This window comes from Streptomyces sp. AA4, from assembly GCF_000158875.1.
Taxonomy (GTDB): domain Bacteria; phylum Actinomycetota; class Actinomycetes; order Mycobacteriales; family Pseudonocardiaceae; genus Amycolatopsis.
The window spans coordinates 7,428,290-7,446,382 of record NZ_GG657746.1; the positions used below are offsets into that span (position 1 = coordinate 7,428,290).

Sequence of the window (18,093 nt, forward strand, 5' to 3'; positions counted from 1 at the left end):
CCTCACCAGTTCGTCAGCAGCAGGTGGTTGACCGCGAGCGCGACCACCGCCTGTCCGGCCAGCCACCAGCGGCGGTGGCCCGCCGGGAGCAGCGCCGTGGCCGGGAGCAGCCACGCGCCGAACGGTAGCCAGATCCGTTCTACCTCAGCCTTCGACAGGCCGGACGAATCAGCGAACACGATCGTGAGCAAGGCGGCCAGCACGATCAGCAGGACCGGATCGCGCAGGATCGTCCGGCGGGAAGGCAGAAAGACCGCCGTCGCCACCCCGCGGCGGGCGGCCGCGACCACCGCCGGCCCACACGCGACCGCTACCGCAGCCAGGTCGGCCCACACCCAGTACGAATACGGCCGCACCAGCGCCACGCCCTGGTAGTAGCGCTCGACCACGAGGTGGTAGCCATCGAACCACCAGAAACCGGCTAGCGCGAACACGGCGACCACTGCCAATGCGCCGAGGACAGCCACTGCCGCCGCACGCCATTGCCTGCCGAGCAACGCGACCGCCAGCGCGACCAAGCCGAGCAGGACGAGGCCGTAGGAGAGGAAGATGCCGAATCCGACGAGAACCCCGGCTGCCAACGCCGTGGGCCAGGCGTAACCACCGCGTGCTCGGAAGCCCACCGACGCGAGGGCGAGCAATGCGATGCCGGTGGCGGTTACCCCAGCGAAGAGGCCGTCCGCCGACACGCCCAGCCACACCGCACCGGGGCTGAGCACGGCGAACGGCAGTGTCGCGCGGGCGGCGCCGGGACGGCCGAGCAGGGCGATCGTCGCGGGGACCGCGACCGCGACCAGCGCGGCCACCAGCACCACGGCGGTCGACGCCCACGCACCGCCCCGGAGGCCGAGCCGGTCGAGCCAGACGAACACGAGGGTCGCGCCGGGCGGGTGGCCGGACACGTGAGTGGTCCACGAGTTCGGCTGGAAATCGAGGATGCGCGAGGAGAATTCGCGGAGGAACCGCGGGATGTCCGTGATGCCGGGGACTTCGTGCAGGTACTCCTGCGGCGTAGTGAGCCGGCCGGCGAAGCCGCGCGTCCAGCCGTCCACCATGGCGAGCGAGAAGATCCAGGCGAGGGAGGCCAGGTAACCCGCGGCCAGCGCGCGCCGCCAGCGCAGCCGGGCGGCCAGAGCCGGGCCATACAGGACGACACCGGCGGCCAGCAGAACGGCGAACACCGAGCCGGGGCCGACGTGCGGCAGCCAATGCGCGAACAGCGGCGGCGCGAACGCGTAGATCACCACGCCCGAGCCTGGCCGGTTGTAATACACGCCGACGGCAGTCGCGGCGGCGATCACCACAAGGGTGACGCCGACTGTCACGAGGTCAGCGCGGAACCGGGCACGGACGGGAACCGGGGGCGGCGGCTCGGCGAGCCGGGCAGCCTTCGTCGACTCGCTCATCGCCGGTCACGATAACCCCGTCGGCGGCCGTCCGGCGGGTTTCCGGCGGATCCGTGAGAAGTCGGTAAGGTCTTGACCAACGTCAGGATTTGGTAAGCACAGCAAGGGTTCTGCACTGTCCTTTCCAGACTTACCGTACGCCTCGTGAACGAATTCGGAGTGGACGTCGTCCTCCCCTGCCTCGACGAGGCGGCCGCGCTGCCGGGCGTGCTCGCCAGCCTGCCGCCGGGGTATCGCGCGATCGTCGTGGACAACGGGTCGCGCGACGGTTCCCCCGGCGTCGCGGCTGGGCACGGCGCGAAGGTCGTCGACGAGCCGCGACGCGGTTACGGTGCCGCCGTCCACACCGGGTTGGAGAACGCGACCGCCGACATCGTCTGTTTCGCGGATGCCGACGGGTCGCTCGATCTGGCCGAATTGCCGCGCCTGGTCGCCGCGGTGATGGATGGTGCTGACCTCGCGGTCGGGCGGCGAGTACCGGTGTCGCGGGCGGCTTGGCCGTGGCACGCGAGAGCAGGCAATGCCGTCCTCTCGCTGCTCTTGCGGTCCCGTGGCCTGCCAGTACAGGACATCGCGCCGCTGCGGGCGGTGCGTCGCCGGGAGTTGCTGGCTCTCGGTGTTGCGGACCGGGCGTTCGGCTATCCGCTTGAACTGCTGGTGAAGGCTCAGCGCGCGGGCTGGGCGGTCCAGGAGTTCGACGTCGCTTACCGGGAACGGGCGCGGGGCACGAAGTCGAAGGTGTCCGGCTCGGTGCGCGGCACGTTGCGAGCGGTGCGGGACTTCGGGCGGGTGCTGGCCCGATGACGTTCTGCCTGCTTGTGGTCGCGAAAGCGCCGGTGCCGGGCTTCGCGAAAACTCGGTTGTGTCCGCCCGCGACACCCGCGCAAGCTGCGGAGATCGCCGCTTCCGCGCTGCTGGACACGCTGGACGCTGCGTTCGCCACCGACGGCGCGATCACGGTGGTGGCGATGACGGGCGACCTCGCGGAGGCAGCCCGGGGTGCCGAAATCGGCCGAGCGTTGCGGAAAGCGACCGTGATCGCGCAGCGCGGTTGGGATTTCGGTACCCGGCTGGCTAATGCGCATTGCGATACGGCTGCGGTGCATGCCGGGTTGCCGGTGCTGCAGATCGGCATGGACACGCCGCAGGTCTCCCCCGAATTGCTGGCTTCGGCGATCAACCCGGTCGTCCTCGGAGCCAGCCGCGCCTTGCTGGGCAGCGCGGAGGACGGTGGCTGGTGGGGGCTTGGGCTGGCTGATCCGCGGCAGGCACAAGTGCTCGCCGGAGTTCCGATGTCGCGTCCGGACACCGGATTCGGCACCCGTGCGGCCCTGAAAGGAGCAGGCCTTCGAGTCGGCGAGCTACCGGGTCTGTCCGATGTGGACACCATGGACGACGCGCTGCGGGTGGCCGCCATCCGGCCGGACAGCAGGTTCGCGGCCGCGGTCGATGCGGTGGGAGTGGTGGCATGAAACTCGCGACCGGCAGGGAATTCGACCGCGGGCTGCTGGGCCATCAGTGCTGGCTGGAACTCGCGAACGGAGACCGGATCGAGCTTCCGGTCGGTCGTTGGGCAGAAGGTTGCGGCGCGGGCGACGCCGTGCTGTTGGACGCGTGCGCGGGTCCGACCCTCGACGTCGGCTGCGGTCCAGGTCGGCTGACGGCCGCGTTGACGCGCCGAGGTGTGGTGACCCTCGGCGTGGACAGTTCGCCGGTCGCGGTGCGGCTGACGCGGCGGCGCGGGGCGAGTGCGTTGCAGCGCAACGTTTTCGGTCGATTGCCCGGAGAAGGACGGTGGAACCACGTGTTGCTGGCTGACGGCAACATCGGGATCGGCGGCGATCCCGATGCGCTGCTGCGGCGAGTGCGCGAACTGCTCACGCCGGACGGTGACGTGCTCGTGGAGCTGGAAGAACCCGGCCACGGCATGCGCCGCGACCACGTCCGGCTGCGGCCGGATCCCGCTGGCGGACGGTGGTTCACCTGGGCATGGGTCGGAGTGGATGCCATCGCGGAAATCGCGGCGCGGACTGGTTTTCGAGTGGTGTGGACGACCAGCCGCGGGCACCGCTGGTTCGCGAAGCTGGCACGCGCGTGAAACGGCTGGCAGCCGCGTGGCGCAGGCTCGACGCGCGGGTCACCGCAGCGCACGCCAAGGTGGCCGATCAGGCCCGTGCCGTCGAGAAGCGGGTCCCGAAGTCGGAGCAATTCAAGGGCGGCGCGCACGGCGAGCGCGTCACGGCCCGGGTCGGCAGCTTGCTCGGGATCGCGTTCCTGATCTGCTTCGTCACCGGGCTGCTGAGCCACTTGATCCAGCATCCGCCGGAGTGGTTCTTCTGGCCCAGCCGGCCGGTTTGGCTGTACCGGGTGACGCAGGGCGCGCACGTGCTGTCCGGAATCGCGGCGATTCCGTTGCTGCTGGCCAAACTGTGGAGCGTCTACCCGAAGCTGTTCGAGCGGCCGCTGGTGCGTTCGGTGCCGCACGCGGTGGAGAGGTTGTCGATCCTCGTCCTCTCCGGAGCGGCGTTTTTCGAACTGAGCTTGGGATTGCTGAACGTCGCGCAGAACTACCCGTGGAACTTCTACTTCCCGCAGGTGCACTACGCGGTGGCTTGGGCAGCGATCGGGTCGATCCTCGTGCACGTCGCGGTGAAGCTCCCGGTGCTCCGGCGGGCGCTGACGCGGGAACGCGCGCCTGTCCAGCAGCCCGGCCCCGGGTTGTCGCGTCGAGGATTCCTGGCCACCACGGGACTCGCGGCTGGGGTCGCCGTGCTGGCGACGGCGGGAGCGACCGTTCCTGCGCTGCGGAACGTCTCCGGGCTGTCGTGGCGGTCGGACAAGGGCACGCAGAAGTTGCCGGTCAACCGCACGGCCGTCGCGGCGCAGGTGACCAGGGTCGCGCAGGATCCCGGATGGCGGCTGTCCGTGGTGACTCCGGCGGGGACCCGGCAGTTCACGCTGGCCGAACTGCGGGCGCTGCCGCAGACCACTGTGGACTTGCCGATCGCGTGCGTCGAAGGATGGAGCCAGATGGCTACCTGGCGCGGCATCTCGTTCCCGGACCTGCTGCGCGCGAGCGGCAGTTCACCCGGAGTCGACGTGCGCGTGTCGTCGTTGGAGAAGACCGGTCTGTACGGCGTCAGCGTGCTGCCCGGCGAGCACACCGCCGACCCGCTCACGCTGCTGGCACTGGAACTGAACGGCGAGGTCCTGAACCTCGACCACGGCTATCCGTGTCGCGTGATCGCGCCGAGCCGTCCGGGAGTGCTGCAGACGAAGTGGGTCGCCAGGTTGGAGGCGCTGTGAAGACCGCGCGGATTCTGCTGGCACTGCCCGGATTAGCGGCGTTGGCGTACGGGATCGTGCTGTTCCTCGACTACGCGGCACCGGCGTGGCCGGACAGCGTCACGACGTTGGTGTGGATCGGCGGCGGTCCGATCGTCAACGACGCGGTGTTCGCTCCGCTCGCGGGAGTGGTCGGCCTGCTGCTCACCCGGGTCCTGCCGCGGCCGTGGCGGGCGCCGGTGCAGATCGGTGCGGTGCTGACCGCGGTGCTGGGTTTCCTGGCGTTCCCGCTGCTGTGGCGGGCTTATGGCGTACCTCCGAAGCCGGGACTGCACGACGGGAACACCTGGCTGGGACTGCTGGTGACGCTCGCGGCGGTGTGGAGTGCCGTCCTCGTCGCTTCGGTCGTCCGGATTGTCCGGGTCCGGCATCGGGCGGCGCGGAAAATCCGGTCGCGCGCACGGAGTTGACCTGGGTTTTCTTCCGGTACCGGAATTTTCCCGCGGATTCGGCGTTTGGGACAGCGTGCGCGTGGGCACCTCACCGCACGCGGAGAGGCTCTCCGTGCCGAGTCGGAGGCGGCACGGAGAGCCTCTTCGTGTTTTCGTGCGGGCACCGGTTTCCGGGCGCTGTCCGTAAAAACGGCCACGCGCGACCGGCTCTTGCGCTCCGGTCGCGCGCGGCCTGCAAAGGTTCGGCCCCAGCGCGGATAGGGGGGTCGAGCCGTGGCTGGTCTCGGCCGCGCCTCGGCGGCCGAGCGAACTAGTTGGCCGGGACCGCCTGCCCGCCCAAGGTGACCTGCACCGTGCGTCCGTCGGCGAGAGTGAAAGTCACCTGGTCGTTCGGGGCGCGCGTGCGGATCGCGGCGACGAGCGTGTTGGCGCTGTCGATGACGCGGTTGTCGATCTTGGTCACCACGTCGCCGGGCTTCAGGCCCGCCTTCTCCGCCGGGCTGCCCGGCGTGATGTCGCCGAGCTGGGCGCCGCCCTGGGGCGCGTCGGTGACCTTCGCGCCGATGAACGTCTGGGTCGCGTGGCCGGTCTTGATGATGTCCTGCGCGGTGCGGCGCGCCTGGTCGATCGGGATGGCGAAGCCGATGCCGACGTTGCCGCCCTCGCCGCCGCTGCCCTGGCCGCGGCCCGAATTCGGGCTGTAGATGGCCGAGTTGATCCCGATGACCTGGCCGCTCATGTTCGCCAGCGGACCGCCCGAGTTGCCCGGGTTGATCGCGGCGTCGGTCTGGATCGCGTCCATCACCGTGGTCTGGTCGGTCTCGTCGCCCCCTGCCTGCACCGGACGGTGCAGCGAGCTGACGATGCCCGAGGTGACGGTGCCGGTCAGCTCGTACGGCGAGCCGATGGCCACCACTTGCTGCCCGACCCGCAGGTCGTCGGACCGGCCCAGCTCGACGGGCGTGAGGTTGCTGACGCCGGACACCTTCACCACGGCGATGTCCGTGGTCGGGTCCCGGCCGACGACCTTCGCCGCGGCCTTCTTGCCGTCCTGGAACACGGCTTGGATCTGGCCGCCGTTCGCGGCGACCTGGACGACGTGGTTGTTGGTGAGGATGTAGCCGTCGCTGCTGAGCACGAAACCGGAGCCCTCGCCCGCCGCGGTCCGGCCGGACACCTGCAGCTCGACGACGCTCGGCGACAGCTTCTGCGCCACCGATTCGACCGAGCCGGCCGGCACGTTGCCGGTCTGCTGCGCGGGTTTCGGCGCGTCGAGCGCGCTCACCGACGAACCGGATCCGCCGGTGAGGTACCCGACGGTCCCGCCGGCCACGCCGCCGATCACGAGCGAGATGGCGGCGACGCTCGCGAGGAGCTTGCCCGCCGAACCCTTCTTCTCGCGCTGCGCGGGAACGCCGTACACCGAGGTTCCCGGTGCGCCGTAAGGGTTGGCCGGGGCACCGGCGGGCGGAGTGTGCGGCCCGCCGGGGTACTGGCTGCCGTACGGCTGACCCGCCGCGTGCTGCTGCTGAGCACCGGGGATCCCGCCGGTCTGGGGCGCGGTCGCGCCTTGAGCCGACCACGGATTCGGCGTGCCTCCAGCCGGAGCAGTCCCGTAGGCCGGGGCGGCGCCGTACTGCCCCGCAGGCGCTCCGTACGCGCCGGAAGCGTCGCCGCTCGCCGTGCCGGAGCCGGACGTCCCTGCCGAGCCCTCAGCGGCCGAACCGTACGCGGCGGTCGGACCAGTCGCGCTGGGAGCCGGCTGTCCCGCGTCGCCGCCGGTCGAGCCGGCGGAAGAGGGTTGGTCCGGCTGAGCCGGGGTCTGCTGCCAGGCCGCCTGGCCTTCGGCGCCCGGCTGGGCGCCCGGGTCCTGGCGACCCGCCGCGGAGTCGGGCACGTGGGGGTCGTTCTCGGTCATGTCCTCACCTAAGCGGCTGGGCCTGAGAGGTTCCTGAGTCGAACCTGTGTTTCGTAGATGAGTATGCCGCGAGTTCCGGTCAGCCCGCCGAGCGAAGCCGCTCCGCGATCTGTTCCGGGGTGGCGTCGTTGATCCATACCGCCATGCCCGACTCGGATCCGGCCAGGTACTTCAGCTTGTCCTTGGCCCGCAGCACGGAGAACAGCTCGAGATGCAGCCACGACAGCTCCCGGTCGCGGTGCACCGGCGCCTGGTGCCAGCCCGCGATGTAGGGCAGCGGCCGGTCGTACAACGCGTCGCATCGGCGCAGCACGTCGAGGTACACGCGGGAAAAGTCGTCGCGCTCGGCGTCGGCGAGCGACGGGAGATCCGGCATCTGCCGGTGCGGCACGATCTGGATGTGCACCGGCCAGCGCGCGGCAGGCGGCACGAACGCGGTCCAGTGCTCGCCGGTCGCGATCACCCGCTCGCCCGATTTCTGTTCCGCGGCCAGCACGTCGCCGAGCACCGATCCGCCGTGCTCGCGCGCGACCGCGAGCATCCGCTCGGTCTTCGGCGTGACGAACGGATAGCCGTAGATCTGGCCGTGCGGATGCGAGAGCGTGACGCCGATTTCCTCGCCGCGGTTCTCGAACGGGAAGACCTGCTCCACGCCGGGCGTCTGCGCGAGTGCGGCGGTGCGGTCGGCCCAGGCGTCCACCACGAGCCGCACCTGTTCCGGAGTCAGCCGGGAGAACGCGCCGTCGTGGTCGCTGGTGAAGCACACGACCTCGCAGCGGCCGAGGCCCGGCGCGGTCGGCACCAGACCGAACCCGTCCACAGTGGACGGTTCGCCGGTCGCCTGCTGCGAGAACGACGGGAAGCGGTTCTCGAACACGACCACGTCGTAGTCGGCTTCGGGGATTTCGCTCGGCTTGCCCGGACGGGTCGGGCAGAGCGGGCAGAGGTCCGCGGGCGGCTTGTACGTGCGCGTCTGGCGGTGCGCCGCCATCGCGACCCACTCGCCGGTCAGCGGGTCGCGGCGGATCTCCGAGGCGGCCGCGACCGCCGGCAGGTCCCGGGTGTCGGCCGCGAGCCGTTCGGCGGCGTCGGTGTGGTCGAAATAGATGATTTCCCGGCCGTCGGCCAGGTGCCGCACAGTGCGTTTCACGCTTCTTCTGCCTCGATGTTCTCCGCCGTTTCGGCGATCATGAGTTCTCCGACCCGCTCCGAGAGGGCCTCCCGCGCGCGGTCGTCCAGTCCGTCGTCGGTCACCACGACCTGGGCTTCTTCCAGGTCCGCGATCGTGGAAATGCCGACGGTGCCCCACTTCGTGTGGTCGGCGAGCACCACCAGCCGCCGCCCGGCCTCCACCAGCGCGCGGTCGGTCTCGCTTTCGGTGAGGTTCGGGGTGGTGAACCCGGGCCCCACCGCCATTCCGTGCACGCCGAGGAACACGAGGTCGAGGTGCAGCGTCCGCAGGCTCTGCACGGCGACCGGGCCGACCAGCGCGTCCGACGGGGTGCGCACCCCGCCGGTGAGGACCACCGTGCGGTCCGGCTGACCGGCGTTGCGCAGCACGTCGGCGACCTGGATCGAGTTGGTGACGATGGTGAGGCCCTCGATGCCGTCGAGCGCGTGCGCGAGCGTCCAGGTGGTAGTGCCCGCGGACAGGCCAATCGCGGTGCCCGGTTTGACGAGGGTGGCCGCGAGTTCGGCGATGGCTTCCTTCTGCGCGCGCTGGCGCACCGATTTCGCCTCGAAGCCGGGCTCGTCGGTGCTCTTGCCGACCAGCGACGTCGCGCCGCCGTAGACCTTCTCGACCAAGCCGCGGCCCGCGAGCACGTCGAGGTCGCGGCGGACCGTCATGTCGGAGACGCCGAGCCTCGCGACGAGGTCACTGACCCGGACCGCACCGGTCCGGCGTGCTTCCTCGAGGATCACCGCCTGTCGCTGCCGCGCGAGCACCGCCACTCCCCAAGCACACCCATCAACTGCACAAAATCCTACACGATTCAACATCAGGCGTGCGCGACGTGCAGATCCAGCGTCCCCCTGCCGGGCGACAGCCAAGCGTGGCGGGCAGTTCAGGCGACGGGCGCCCCCGGTAGCCGGATGGTGAGCAGAGCCCCGCCTTCCGGAGCCCGGTTGGCGTAAACCGTGCCGCCGTGCCGTTCCGCGGCGTGCTTCACGATCGCCAGCCCGAGGCCGGATCCGGGCAGCGTGCGCGCCTCCGACGAACGGTAGAAACGGTCGAACACCTTGGGCAGGTCTTCCTCGGCGATGCCCGGTCCGGAGTCCGCGACCTCGACCACCGCGGTGCCGTCGCCGAGCGGACGCAGCGTGACCCGCACCCGCGAGCCCTGCGGCGAGAACTTCACCGCGTTGTCGAGCAGGTTCAGCACCGCCCGTTCGAGCGAGCTGTTGTCGCCGGTGAGCACCCACGGCTGCAGCGCGACCTCGAACTCGATCTCGCCCGCCCGGCGGCGCGCCCGGTCGAGCGCGCGCTCGACGACGTCCATCAGGTCGACGCGCTCCGCCTGCTCGCGCGGTTCGTCCTGCCGCGCCAGCTCCACCAGGTCGCCGATGAGCTGGGTGAGCTCGTCGAGCTGGCCGCGGATGTCGGCCTCGATGTCGGCGCGGTCCTCGTCCGGCAGCGACGGCGCGCCGGGGCGGCTGGCCGACAGCAGCAGTTCGAGGTTGGTGCGCATGGAAGTCAGCGGGGTGCGCAGCTCGTGCCCGGCGTCGGCGACGAGCTGCCGCTGCCGTTCCTGCGAGTCCGCGACCGTGCCGAGCATGATGTTGAAGCTGTGCGTGAGCCGGGCGAGTTCGTCGTCGCCGCTCACCGGGATCGGACGCAGGTCGCCCGTCGCCGCCACCCGCTCGGCAGCCGACGTCAGCCGGTCGACCGGCCGCAACCCGGCGCGCGCGACCGCCGTGCCCGCGCCCGCGGCCACCACGATCCCGGCACCGCCGACCAGGAACAGCACCACGGACAACTGGTTCAGCGCCCGCATCGTCGGAGCCATCGACTGCGCCAGCACCATCGCCTGGTCCTGCCCGAGGGGCACCGCGACGACTCGCATGTTCGTGGCCGGGTCGGTGCGAATGGACTGATCTCGCGCACCGGTCGCGACGCTCATCTCGGCTGGCCCCGCAGGCGGCGGAGTCCCCGGCTTCGGGGACAACATGCTGCCCGTGATGCCACTGAGCTGGCCGATCTGCACATCGGCACTGGCCAGGAACGCGCCTGGCACGTCGCGCAGCTGAGACGAGGACACCGGCGGCGCATTCGCCGCGGCTTGCGCACGGGCGAGCAGGTTGTCGTCGAGCTGGGTGAGGAGGTTGTTGCGCACGACCAGGTACGCGCACAGGGACACGAGCGCCACCGCCCCCGCCACGCAGGCGGCGGCCAGCAGCGTGACCCGGCCGCGCAGTGAGAAGCGACGAGTGCTCCACCGGGTGCCCCGCGGATCGGGGACCTCCCCCTCCGGCGCGGCGTGCGCGCCCGCCGGGTGGTCGGTCACGGCGGGGTCTCGCGCAGGACGTACCCCACTCCCCGCACCGTGTGGATCAGCCTCGGTTCGCCCTCCGCCTCCGTCTTGCGGCGCAAATAGCCGACGTAGACCTCCAGCGCGTTGCCCGACGTCGGGAAGTCGTAACCCCATACTTCCTCCAGGATCCTTCCGCGGGTCAGCACGTGCTTGGGGTACGAGAGGAACAGCTCGAGCAGCGCGAACTCGGTGCGGGTGAGACTGATCTCGCGGCCGCCGCGGCGGACTTCGCGAGTGCCCGGGTCAAGTGTGAGGTCGGCGAACGACAGCACCTCGGACGTCTCGCCCTGCTGAGCGTCCGGCGCGGCGCGGCGCAGCAGGGCGCGCAACCGGGCGAGCAGCTCCTCCAGGGCGAACGGCTTGGGCAGATAGTCGTCGGCGCCGGCGTCGAGGCCGGAGACCCGGTCGGAGACGGTGTCGCGGGCGGTCAGCACGAGAATCGGCAGGTCGTCGCCGGTGCTGCGGAGCCGGCGGGCCACTTCGAGCCCGTCGAGGCGCGGCATCATCACGTCGAGAACCATCGCGTCCGGACGGTTGGCGAGGATCGTCTCCAATGCCTGCGCACCATCGCTCGCGAGCTCCACGGTGTAGCCGTTGAACTCCAAAGACCGCCTGAGCGATTCACGGACGGCACGGTCGTCGTCCACTACGAGGATGCGCATGCCGCCAGTCTTACGCAGAGTGCTGAGACCCGCCTAAGAACACACACAGAACACACAAAGAGACTCTCCCCGGAGTGCGACGCGTAGCAGGTGGCGGGGCGGCCGCGGCTCAGCGGAAACGGCTCGGGCAGCCGGAATCCGCGTACTCGGCGTCATCGGGATGAGCAGCGACGCGCGTCCAGCTCACGTCACAACGAGCGTTCCTCCGGCGGCCGCGCGACCGGAGCGTTCCAGTGCCGCCAGAGCGCGAGCACGCGGATCGCGACCACGACGACCGCGGAGACGGTCGTGACCGCGCCGGCCGGGAGGTTCAGCGCGTGCCCCGCCCAGACGCAGACCGCGCCGGTCAGCGCGGCCATCGCGTAGATCTCCTTGCGGAGCACGAGCGGGATCTCGCGCAGCAGCAGGTCGCGGAGCGCGCCGCCGCCGATGCCGCTGGTCATGCCGATCAGGCAGGCGGCGTATCCGGTCGCGCCCGCGTTGAGTGCCAGCGTCGTCCCGGCCGTCGCGAACACGCCGAGCCCGACCGCGTCCGCGAGCAGCACGGCGTGCCGCAGCCGGGCGACCTGCGGATGGAAGGCGAACACGATCAGCGCGGTCGCCGCGCAAACGGCCAGGTACGGCCAGTTGCGCAGGGACGTCGGCGGATGGATGCCGAGGAGCACGTCGCGGATGATGCCGCCGCCGAGCGCCGTGGTCAGGCCGACCACGACGACTCCGAACACGTCCAGCCGCGCCCGGACCGCGGCCAGCGCCCCGGACGCCGCGAACGCCACCAGCCCGAGGAATTCGAGCGCGGTCAGCAGCATGTGCTGGTTCTACTGGTCGAGAAGCCCGCCGCGGTAGGCCAAGAGCGCGGCCTGCACCCGGTTGGCCGCGCCGATCTTCGACAGCACCGCGGAGACGTATCCCTTGACGGTCGCCTCGGACAGGTGCAGCCGCCCGCCGATCTCGGCGTTCGACAGGCCTTGCCCGATCAGCGCGACGACCTCGCGTTCGCGTTCGGACAGCGAGGCCAGAAGCTTGCGCGCCGGCTGCGCGGCCCGCTGCTCGTCGCGATGGCTCTGCACCATGCGCACCGCCACGCCCGGGTCGAGGACGGCACCGCCCTTGGCCAGGTCGCGCACCGCCCGCAGCAGCGCCGCCGGGTCGATGTCCTTCAGCAGGAATCCGTTGGCGCCGAGCCGCAGCGCGAGGCTGACGTACTCGTCGATGTCGAAGGTGGTGAGCATGGCGACGGTGGGCGGGTCGGGAAGCGCGAGAATGGCCCGAAGCGCGCGAATGCCGTCGTCAGGGGCGCGCATCTTGATGTCGAGCAGCGCGACGTCGGGGTGATAGCGACGGGCGACCTCGACCGCCGATCTGCCGTCGCTCGCCTCGCCCACGATCTCGATGTCCGACGCCCCGGACATCATGGCGCGCAGCCCCGACCGAACTAGTTCCTCGTCGTCGGCGAACATGAGCTTGATCAACGAAGCCCTCCGGCAGACCGTGGGTTGGAGGCGGCTCCCCGCACCCGTTACGGAAGATTACCTACTGTTGTTCACGGTTTCGAAACCAGACACGACCAGGTGACGCGGCTGGTCCACCGGAGCGGCGGAGAACCCCAGCAGACCCGGTTGCTGGTCACCCACTTGAGTGACTTCTTCAGGTGGGCGCCGCCGAGTTGCGTAACCGATCCAGAACGAGCGGATGTTCATCGGCCGCACATCTCGGGGGTCGGGCGGTCCGGTCCCGAAACGGCTCAGCGGATGATCCGCGGCCCCTCGCTTGCGCCGAGCGAACCGTCTGGCGTCGCCGGAGCCAGCGACCCGGCCGTCCCCTGGAAAACCGGCCGCGGATGCCCCTCGCCCCTGATACGGTCGCGGCGATGTTCCAGTTCATCGTCCTCTTCAGCTGACGGTCCTGCGACCCGCCCCTCGCAGATCCAGCACCGGCCCGGGCGGGTCTGAGCGCGCCGTTTTTCGGCGCGGGAACCCGTCAGCCGCGCGCCTCGACCGCGCTGTGCACTGGAGAACGACGTGTCAACTGAACACCTTTCCTACTGGGCTGTGCTGCGCAAACCCGGCGTGGTGCGCTCTTTCCTGCCGAGCATCCTCGGCCGGTCGTCGCTGGCGATGTCCGGGCTCGCGCTCGTGTTCCTCCTCGAATCCGGCCGCGGATCGTTCGCCGCGGCCGGCGCCGTCACGGCAGTACTGGGGATCGCCAATGTCGTCGCGACCCCCTGGCGAGCGCGAGCCGTCGACCGGTTCGGCCAGACAGCCGTCCTGTCGGCGCTGGGCGCGGTCCACCCGATCGCCCTCCTCGGGTTCGCCGCGAATCCGAGTGCGCCGCTGCCTTTCTTGCTGTGCCTCGGCGCCGTCGCGGGGTTGTCGCTCCCGCCGTTCGGATCCACGATGCGCGTCGTGTGGTCGGCGGCGCTCGCCAGCGGACCGCTGCGCACTCGCGGATTGAGCCTGGACGCGGTTGCCGAGGAGGTGATTTTCGCGGTGGGGCCGTTGACTTCCGCGATCCTCACCGCGCTCGCGGATCCGACGCTCGCGCTCTACGTCTCGGCCGGTTTCGTCGCCGCGGGCAGTGGCCTTTTCGTCCTCAGCCCGCTGTCCCGGCAACAGCGAGGACACCGCGCGAAGACGACCACAGAAGCGCCGAAACCCTTGCGGTCGCCCGGATTTCTGCCCGTGGTGGTCGCCATCATGGCACCGGGAATCATCCTCGGCGCGGTCGAGATCGTGGCACCAGCCATTGGGGCGGCCGAGGGTTCCGCAGTTCTCCCGGGCGTCGTCTTGGCCTTGTTCGCAGGAGCCAGCGCGCTCGGCGGTTTGCTGTACGGCCGCTTGAATCTGCGCACATCGGTCGAACGACAACTGCTCGTTCTGGGCGCAACGCTGATCGGGATCAGCGCGGCCGCTGGACTCATCGGGTCGACACCAGTGCTTGTCGTCGGTATCGGACTGGCAGGTGGTTTCATCGCACCGCTGCTCATCGTCGGGTATCTCGCGGCTGACGCTCGCACTGATCCTCGCGTGCGGACCGAAGCGAGCAGTTGGATCAACACCGCCGTCAACCTCGGTGCCGCCGCCGGCTCGGGCCTGATGGGCGCGACTACGGAAACCACGGCACCCGGCACCGCGCTCGCGATCTGTACCGCAGCCGCCGCGTTCGTCCTGCTGCTCAGTGCATCACGACGTCGTCGCGCAGTGCCGTGAACATCTGCCCGGATCCGAGGACGAGTTCCCGGACTTCGCCCTATGCGGGAAAGCTAAACGGGACTGGGGTGTGGTGCTCCCAGATCCTCCGCGAAACCTCCTCCGGGTAGGGAACGGTCATCGACTCGACGTCCAGCACGCGGGTCAGCCGCTGCTCGGGAGAATAGGCGGCCCACCCCGGATCGCCGGTGGCTGCGAAGTTGACCCAGGCCTGTCGAAGCTCCTCGGACACCCGAAGCGTTGCGGCGTCAGGCGTCTCGCCGAACACCTGACGGCCGACCGGGCTGTCCAAAGTGCCGAAGGCGAGAGACACGTCGAGGCTGTGACACGCGCCCAGGCCGGGCGCGGGCAGGCACAGTTCGAAGAGATACGACCGACCGCCAGCCAAGGCGTTCGCTTCGGCCAACTGCTGGCTCGGCATTCGGAAAAGCGCGTCCGAGTAGACGATCTCCATCAGCTCCTCCGGGCCGGCTTCCGGGTAGCCGGCCCGGTAGCTGTCCGGCGATGGGGCGTAGAGAGCGAGCGCCCGTTGCGCGTCGTCGGCAGTGAATGTGCCGACTCGCCCAGCCATGACGGAGAACAACCGGAACTCGTCGCGGGTGTGGCCGACGAGAAGGTCGACGCCGTCCGCGAGCGCCGTCCAGGGCGTCTGTGGAAGGGAATCCTCGTCCAGAACCGGGCATACTCCGGTGCCGACTTGGGCCATCGGACCCCAGCGGTCGCGTTGGCCGGCCAGGCTGGCGTTGAAGGCGGTGAGTTTGTCGGCCAACTGCCACGGGTCGACGTTCCGGAGGTCTTCCCCGTTCGCGAGCGCCGCGGTGACCTGCTTCGCGAGCGAAGGACGGGCGAAGGCGCCGGGTACGGAATGGGCGATGGCGCGTTGGAACAAGCCTTGCGTCGTCACGAGCAAAGACGCGACCGATCCCGCTCCGGCTGATTGACCGGCGACGCACACTCGCGTGGGATCGCCGCCGAAGCGGGAGATATTGCGCTGCACCCATTCCAGTGCGGCGATCTGGTCGAGGAACCCGCGGTTGGCCGGAGCACCGTCGATAAGTGCGAAGCCTTCGACGCCGACCCGGTAGTTGACGCTCACCACGACCAGCCCGGCCGCGCACAGCAGGGTCGGATCGTAGGTCGGGTCGCTGCTCACCGAGATGACGTATCCGCCGCCTGGCAGCCAGACCAGCACCGGCAGGCCAACAGCGCCGGGGTCAGGCGTCGCGACGTTGAGGGTCAGCCAGTCCGTTTCGTGTGCCGACTCCATCTGGACTGGTCCGGATTGCGGTGGCAGCGGGCCAAATTCGGTCGCCTGTCGCGTGCCGCCCCAGGGCGGAACCGGGACGGGCGCGGCGAAGCGGAGATCGCCCACCGGTGGCTGGGCGTACGGGATTCCGCGAAACTCCGCCATCCCAGCTCGCCAGCGGCCCGCCACGGCCCCCTCGACCGTCCGGACCGCCGGCTGCGTCCTGTTGTCCATCCAAGACCCCCTCAGGTTTCAAGTCAAGTGTATTATGTCAGTTGTATTGGAACGGGGGCTAGCGTGCCGAAGAAGGTCGACCACCGCGAGCGACGGGAAGCGATCGCGCGCGCGTTGTGGCGCGTGGTGGCGCAGCAGGGCTGGAACCGGGCGACCATGCGCGAGGTCGCCCGCGAGGCCGACGCGTCCCTCGGCCAGGTGCAGCACTATTTCTCGACCCGGACCGCGATGCTCACGTTCGCGATGGAGTTCGCCGCGGAGCAAACGTCGCACCGGGTCGCCGAGGGCCTCGCCGACGTCACGCACCCGCGCGAAGTGTTGCGGGTGACGCTCACCGAGATGTTGCCGCTGCACCCGGACGCCCGCGCCACCAGCCGGATGAGCGCCGCGTACGTCCTCGAAGCACTGCACGACCCCGAACTGCACGCGAAGCTGCGCGACGACCTGCGCGAGAAGCGAGCACTAGTGGAACGCCTGATCCGGCAAGCCATCGCCGACGGGCACATCGACGCGGATCGGGACCCGGCCGTCGAGACGAATCTTGTCCTTGCGCTGACTGGATTAACGCCGCTGCTTGAGCTGGACGTGATCGAGTCCCGTGCTGCGCTTGCGGCGATCGATCAGTACTTGGATCGGCTTTTCGCTTAGCCCGCGTCGGTCAAGCAATGCTGAACGAGCGGACCGAACCGGCTGACCAGTTCGGCGACCGACGCTGACGCGAGCGGTTCGATCCGCACGACGTACCTCGCGACGGCGAGGCCCAAGAGCTGGACGTTGACCATGCCCGCCCGAAACTCGGCGTCCGGGGCGTCGAGCAGCTTCGCCAGCCGCCCGGTGATTTCCCGGTCGAGGTATTCGCGGAGCAGGGCGTCGGCTTGGTCGTCGGCGCGGCTGAGCATCGCGAGCGGGGTTCGGCCCGAGGCGTCCAGGTTCTCCACGAGCGTCCGGACGATGCGCTCGCCGAGACCGTCGAACCCGCCGGCGAAGACTTCCTCGAGAGCGGGCGGAACCTGGGCGGACATGTCGATCGCCGCGGCGAAAAGGCCCTGCTTGCTGCCGAAAAAGTAGAACACCATCCCGGGGTCGACCCCGGCCTCGCCCGCGACCGCGTTGCCCACGGTTGGTTGAGCTTGATGTCGATGTCGACATGTCCACCGCCGCTCATCGCAAGCCTGACCGAAAAGTCGACGTCGTGTTCATCATCGAGTTCGGCGATACCGGCCAGGTTCTGCCACATGCGGTGAACCTCGGCGGCGAACCGCTCGATGTCGCCATCGTCGAGCCAGGAATGGAGGGTCTTGCTGAAGCGCTCACGGCCAGCGCTGATGACGACCTCCTGGAACCCGCCGCGATGGGTAGCGACCTGAAGTGCGAGGGATAGGTCCACGTTCGCCAGGTCATCTCGGACGCTAACTCGCCTCGGCGCAAAACAAACCCTGGGTACCGCAACGCGCCGCGAACAGGTCTACACAACAACCCAGCATCCTGAGACAGTAGTCCAACTAGAGGATTGCTATTCCATGCGAAATCTGCCCCGCATCGATGACTGCCGACAAACGAATGTCCTGCAACGGAGAATAGTTTGGATTAGGAGCTTGAACTGCAGCCCCGCGCCTGCTTGCAGAAGCGCACGCCCGTCAACGGCCACGCCGGCCTATCGGTTGATGTCTTGTCGATGGGAATTACCGAGCTGCTGGTTCAGACTGACGCCAGAGACAACCGCTCGCTCCAGTTCGAGACTGATCCCGATTTGACGTGCGACCGTTTCTGTTGCGGCACAGCGCGTGCCGATCCAGCCGTCACCGAGCAGACCAGCGAACAAGGTGTTGTTCAGGCACCGCGACGTTGTCCCGTATTCAATTCTCCACCTCCGGCTTTGAGATTCTGGCAGTCAGCGAGCAAGGTCTCGACATGGCCCCGGGAGAGGTACATGCCGGACACAAGGTCTTTTGTCTCCGGCTCGAAGGGAACGGGGTCGCAGAATTTGGAGAAGTTCGCTGATTGTATGAGCTGGATGTCCGCAGGCCGGTTCTTGATGGAGCACGCTTTGTGAATCTCGCGCATGCGGGCCAGCTCGCTTGCGAAGGTCTTTGCCGTTCGAGCGTTCGGCCGTTCCGTAGTATATGCGCAGTTCACGACCCCCTCGAC

At 69.5% G+C, this 18,093-nt stretch carries 18 protein-coding genes; 8 read left to right on the plus strand and 10 right to left on the minus strand.

Features of this window, described 5'->3' with window-relative positions:
* Positions 1 to 2: 2 nt before the first annotated feature.
* Positions 3 to 1,406 (minus strand): hypothetical protein, encoded by a 1,404-nt coding sequence (locus SSMG_RS33775; RefSeq protein ID WP_009083566.1) that lies wholly within the window; start codon positions 1,404 to 1,406, stop codon positions 3 to 5.
* A 144-nt stretch (positions 1,407 to 1,550) separates the two neighbouring features.
* Here SSMG_RS33775 and SSMG_RS33780 point away from each other — a divergent pair, with 144 nt between their 5' ends.
* Genes SSMG_RS33780 through SSMG_RS33800 form a run of 5 tightly spaced genes read left to right on the plus strand, consistent with a single transcriptional unit; the run spans position 1,551 to position 5,161 of the window.
* Complete coding sequence (locus SSMG_RS33780; RefSeq protein ID WP_009083570.1) at positions 1,551 to 2,210, plus strand: glycosyltransferase family 2 protein; 660 nt, start codon at positions 1,551 to 1,553, stop codon at positions 2,208 to 2,210.
* Complete coding sequence (locus SSMG_RS33785) at positions 2,207 to 2,878, plus strand: DUF2064 domain-containing protein (protein ID WP_009083571.1); 672 nt, start codon at positions 2,207 to 2,209, stop codon at positions 2,876 to 2,878. Before SSMG_RS33780 ends, SSMG_RS33785 begins: the two co-directional genes overlap by 4 nt.
* Positions 2,875 to 3,504, plus strand: a complete 630-nt coding sequence (locus SSMG_RS33790; RefSeq protein ID WP_009083574.1) for a methyltransferase domain-containing protein — start codon at positions 2,875 to 2,877, stop codon at positions 3,502 to 3,504. Before SSMG_RS33785 ends, SSMG_RS33790 begins: the two co-directional genes overlap by 4 nt.
* Positions 3,501 to 4,712 carry a molybdopterin-dependent oxidoreductase gene (locus tag SSMG_RS33795; RefSeq protein ID WP_286156994.1) on the plus strand — a complete coding sequence of 404 codons (1,212 nt, stop codon included), beginning with the start codon at positions 3,501 to 3,503 and terminating at the stop codon, positions 4,710 to 4,712. The genes SSMG_RS33790 and SSMG_RS33795 overlap by 4 nt, the downstream gene beginning before the upstream one ends.
* Positions 4,709 to 5,161 carry a hypothetical protein gene (locus SSMG_RS33800; RefSeq protein WP_037715728.1) on the plus strand — a complete coding sequence of 151 codons (453 nt, stop codon included), beginning with the start codon at positions 4,709 to 4,711 and terminating at the stop codon, positions 5,159 to 5,161. The genes SSMG_RS33795 and SSMG_RS33800 overlap by 4 nt, the downstream gene beginning before the upstream one ends.
* 292 nt (positions 5,162 to 5,453) lie before the next feature.
* Here the strand turns inward: SSMG_RS33800 and SSMG_RS33805 are convergent, their stop codons facing one another.
* The 7 genes from SSMG_RS33805 to SSMG_RS33835 form a co-directional block, all read right to left on the minus strand.
* A complete protein-coding gene (locus tag SSMG_RS33805; RefSeq protein ID WP_009083585.1) occupies positions 5,454 to 7,061 on the minus strand; it encodes a trypsin-like peptidase domain-containing protein in 1,608 nt (535 codons plus the stop codon).
* 79 nt (positions 7,062 to 7,140) lie between these two features.
* Entirely contained in the window at positions 7,141 to 8,211 is a 1,071-nt protein-coding gene (gene galT / locus SSMG_RS33810; RefSeq protein ID WP_009083586.1) for a galactose-1-phosphate uridylyltransferase, read from the minus strand.
* Positions 8,208 to 9,014, minus strand: a complete 807-nt coding sequence (locus tag SSMG_RS33815; protein WP_009083588.1) for a DeoR/GlpR family DNA-binding transcription regulator — start codon at positions 9,012 to 9,014, stop codon at positions 8,208 to 8,210. Before SSMG_RS33815 ends, galT begins: the two co-directional genes overlap by 4 nt.
* Before the next feature lie 113 nt (positions 9,015 to 9,127).
* Positions 9,128 to 10,567, minus strand: a complete 1,440-nt coding sequence (locus tag SSMG_RS33820) for a cell wall metabolism sensor histidine kinase WalK (RefSeq protein ID WP_009083590.1) — start codon at positions 10,565 to 10,567, stop codon at positions 9,128 to 9,130.
* Positions 10,564 to 11,256, minus strand: coding sequence for a response regulator transcription factor (locus tag SSMG_RS33825; protein ID WP_009083592.1), 693 nt, complete (start codon positions 11,254 to 11,256; stop codon positions 10,564 to 10,566). Before SSMG_RS33825 ends, SSMG_RS33820 begins: the two co-directional genes overlap by 4 nt.
* Before the next feature lie 188 nt (positions 11,257 to 11,444).
* Positions 11,445 to 12,065 carry a trimeric intracellular cation channel family protein gene (locus tag SSMG_RS33830; protein WP_009083593.1) on the minus strand — a complete coding sequence of 207 codons (621 nt, stop codon included), beginning with the start codon at positions 12,063 to 12,065 and terminating at the stop codon, positions 11,445 to 11,447.
* Positions 12,066 to 12,074: 9 nt separating this feature from the next.
* Positions 12,075 to 12,728 (minus strand): response regulator transcription factor, encoded by a 654-nt coding sequence (locus SSMG_RS33835; RefSeq protein WP_009083595.1) that lies wholly within the window; start codon positions 12,726 to 12,728, stop codon positions 12,075 to 12,077.
* Between the two features lie 549 nt (positions 12,729 to 13,277).
* On the opposite strand from SSMG_RS33835, the gene SSMG_RS33840 reads away from it, so the two are divergent.
* The gene (locus tag SSMG_RS33840; RefSeq protein WP_158688125.1) at positions 13,278 to 14,465 is read left to right on the plus strand and encodes an MFS transporter; all 1,188 of its coding nucleotides are present in this window, start codon (positions 13,278 to 13,280) and stop codon (positions 14,463 to 14,465) included.
* 40 nt (positions 14,466 to 14,505) lie between these two features.
* Here the strand turns inward: SSMG_RS33840 and SSMG_RS33845 are convergent, their stop codons facing one another.
* Entirely contained in the window at positions 14,506 to 15,945 is a 1,440-nt protein-coding gene (locus SSMG_RS33845) for a carboxylesterase/lipase family protein (protein ID WP_009083598.1), read from the minus strand.
* Positions 15,946 to 16,008: 63 nt separating this feature from the next.
* Here SSMG_RS33845 and SSMG_RS33850 point away from each other — a divergent pair, with 63 nt between their 5' ends.
* On the plus strand, positions 16,009 to 16,593 hold the full coding sequence (locus SSMG_RS33850; RefSeq protein ID WP_009083600.1) for a TetR/AcrR family transcriptional regulator: 585 nt from the start codon (positions 16,009 to 16,011) through the stop codon (positions 16,591 to 16,593).
* On the opposite strand, the gene SSMG_RS33855 is transcribed toward SSMG_RS33850, so the two are convergent.
* Positions 16,590 to 17,063 carry a TetR family transcriptional regulator gene (locus SSMG_RS33855; protein ID WP_009083602.1) on the minus strand — a complete coding sequence of 158 codons (474 nt, stop codon included), beginning with the start codon at positions 17,061 to 17,063 and terminating at the stop codon, positions 16,590 to 16,592. The genes SSMG_RS33850 and SSMG_RS33855 overlap by 4 nt on opposite strands.
* Positions 17,064 to 17,092: 29 nt before the next feature.
* On the opposite strand from SSMG_RS33855, the gene SSMG_RS33860 reads away from it, so the two are divergent.
* Positions 17,093 to 17,326 (plus strand): hypothetical protein, encoded by a 234-nt coding sequence (locus SSMG_RS33860; protein ID WP_037715731.1) that lies wholly within the window; start codon positions 17,093 to 17,095, stop codon positions 17,324 to 17,326.
* The last annotated feature ends 767 nt before the right edge of the window (positions 17,327 to 18,093 follow it).